The organism is Janthinobacterium sp. UMAB-56 (assembly GCF_900095265.1).
Taxonomy (GTDB): domain Bacteria; phylum Pseudomonadota; class Gammaproteobacteria; order Burkholderiales; family Burkholderiaceae_D; genus Janthinobacterium.
Map to the genome: position 1 here is coordinate 225,347 of NZ_LT607655.1, position 2,761 is coordinate 228,107.

The window sequence follows — 2,761 nt, forward strand, 5'->3', positions numbered from 1 at the left end:
AACGGCTGGCAACTGTCGGCCTTCCACCGTCAAGGCAAGGTCTTCGGCGGCGGCAACACCTTCGGCGTGCAGTACGGCGTCGGTCCTGGCACGGGCAAGGGCGCGCAGTTCGGCGCATCGGGCGAGACCGGCCTGGGTTCGGACGTGAAACGCACGCGCATCTTCAATGACATGGCGATCCAGCCGATGGAAAACTTCGGCATGGAATTCGTCGCCCTGTGGCAAAAAGACGAGTCGAATGCCAACGGTTCCTCGACCTGGACCTCGGTCGGCGTGCGTCCCGTGTACGCGTTCACCAACAACTTCAAGCTGGTGGGCGAACTGGGCACGGATCGCGTGACGCAAGCGGGCGGCCTGCCGGCCAAGCGTTTGACCAAGCTGACCATCGCACCGACGATCTCGGCTGGTCCTGGCCTGTGGTCACGTCCCGAGCTGCGCGCCTTTGTTACCTACGGCAAATGGAACGATGCGGCCACCGCGTCGGTCAACGCGTCGAACAACGGCGGCCCGATCTATAACAACAATACCAGCGGCACATCGTATGGTTTCCAGGTAGAAACCTGGTTCTAAACGGGATCGGCGGTAAAAACTAAAAAGGGCGGAACCTCGGTTCCGCCCTTTTACTTTACGGCATCACCAACTTACGGCAAGGCCACCGGCAATTCCGGATACTCTTGCGTCAGCGCATATTTGGTGCCGCCCACGGTGACCGTGTAGTTGGCCGGTCCCGAAATCGGCAGGCGGTAGTTCAAGGTCAGCGCCACGGAGCCGCCCGGCGCCAGCGATTGCCAGGCGGGAATCGCAAAGCGGGCCCGGTTGTAGTTCTTCGTGAAGCCGCCGATATTGTTCGGCCCCGTGTAACCGGCATTGATCACCGTCAAGCCGAAGCCGGACTGGTCGCTCATGTCCGATGGCGCCGAGACGGGGTAGTCGAACTCCACCACGGTGCCCCCCGGCAGGGTCGACGTGGTGTTGTTCTTCACCGTCATCACCGGATTGATGGGGAAGTTGTTATCGCCCAGTTTCCAGCCACCGAGGGTGATGCTGACGTTGGCCGCCGTGCCCGGCATGGCAATTTCGGCACGCTTGTTGCCGTACACGCCAGCCGTGCGGAAGGCCTGGTACAGCACGTCCGTCAGGGTGGTGCCCATGAAATACTCGCCCTTGCCGCCATTGCGCGTGGCATCCCAGGCATAGTCGCCCGCCATTTCCCAGATCATCACGCCACCGATATTGTTGTTGACGATGTACTGGGCCTTGGCCGCGATCGATTGCGTCGTTTCCGTGGAAATGAACACTTTCTTGCTCGCATTCCACAGCCATGGCGCCACCATGGTGCTGCTGTAGTACGGCACATACGTGCCCACCAGCGTCTTGTCCGTGACTTTATACGCATCGAGGTAGCTAGGCACGATACCGTTCTGCAAGTTCAGCGCATGCCAGATGGGGTTGCCGCCACCCGGCGTCGGCTTGCCTTGCGTATCGAGGTCATACCAGACGTTATCGATGCCGGTGGCGCCCGTGCCGCAGGTTTTCACGCCCGCGCAGCTAACCGTGGAGCTGATCAGTGGCGTCGTGCCCCACAGGCCGTTGGTGCCACCCGTCACATCTTTCCAGCCCCGCGTGTAGAACGGCACGCCGATATTGATGCGGCCCGCCTGCATGGCGCCCCGGTAATAGCGGTACGCCCAGTCCGTGTTCAGGTAGCCGATGTTCTGGTACTGGTAAGCATTGCCGGCGCGCAACTCGCCATCGTTGCCATCGTCAAACAGTGCCGCATTCGGTCCCACATACTGATTCCACGCACCGTGCAAGTCATAGGTCATCAGGCTGGCGTAATCGAGATATTTCAATCCCGACATGTTTTCCTCGCCCCGCAAGACCCAGCCCGAGGCAGAACCGGCGATGGTCAGCAAATAGTATTTATTGTCCTGCACGGCCGCTTCGTCGAGCTTCTGGCGCAGCACTTTCAGCAGCACGTTGTAGCTCGTCATCAGGCCCGCCAGGCGCGGCTTCGAGACGGCGAAGTCGTTCGGATTACCCGCTTCATTGTTGGTGGTCGGGTGTTCGTAATCGACATCGACGCCATCGAAGAAGTTGTACTGGCGCACGAACGCCACCATGGAATCGGCCAGGGTATTGATGCCGGCCGTGTTCACGCTGCCGTCCGCATTCGTCGTGGCCGTGTAGAAGCCGCCGCTGCCGGCCCAGCCGCCCACGGAAATCATCAGTTTCACGCCCGGATACTTCTTCTTGTATTGCGCCAGCAAGTTGAAGTGGCCCTTGTACGGCAGGGACGGGTCCATGGCCGCCGCCGGCACGTTCGGCCATGTGAGGCCTGTATCGGGATTGGCGGCACCGCTGCCGATGGCGATTTTCGAGGTGGCCGGATCGACGGAAGCAAACGCATAGTTCAGGTGGGTGATTTTGTCCCACGGCAGGTTGTTCACCAAATACGTGGGACTGCCATCGACACCCGTGCGCCAACTGGCGAAATAGCCGACGATGCGCCGATTCAAGCCATTGCCCAGCACCTCGCGGCCATTCGCGTCGTACACCTTGCAATACGGCACATTCGGCACGGCCGAGATCAAGCCGTCCGGACGACAAGCCGTTGGCGTCGGCGTTGGGGTCGGGGTCGGGGTCGGTGTCGGTGTTGGCGTTGGTGTCGGCGTTGGGGTCGGCGTCGGCGTCGGCGTTGGTGTTGGTGTTGGTGTCGGCGTTGGTGTCGGCGTTGGTGTCGGCGTTGGTGTCGGCGTTG

2 protein-coding genes are annotated in these 2,761 nt (G+C 61.2%); one reads left to right on the forward strand and one right to left on the reverse strand.

All coding sequences use genetic code 11. From position 1 onward, the window contains the following. The coding region (locus tag K0F85_RS11905) for a carbohydrate porin (RefSeq protein WP_219116237.1) at positions 1-570 on the forward strand (570 nt) is incomplete at its 5' end. Between the two features lie 71 nt (positions 571-641). Here the strand turns inward: K0F85_RS11905 and K0F85_RS11910 are convergent. Next, positions 642-2,761 (reverse strand): chitinase C-terminal domain-containing protein (locus K0F85_RS11910; RefSeq protein ID WP_257572706.1); only part of this gene is annotated, 2,120 nt, incomplete at its 5' end.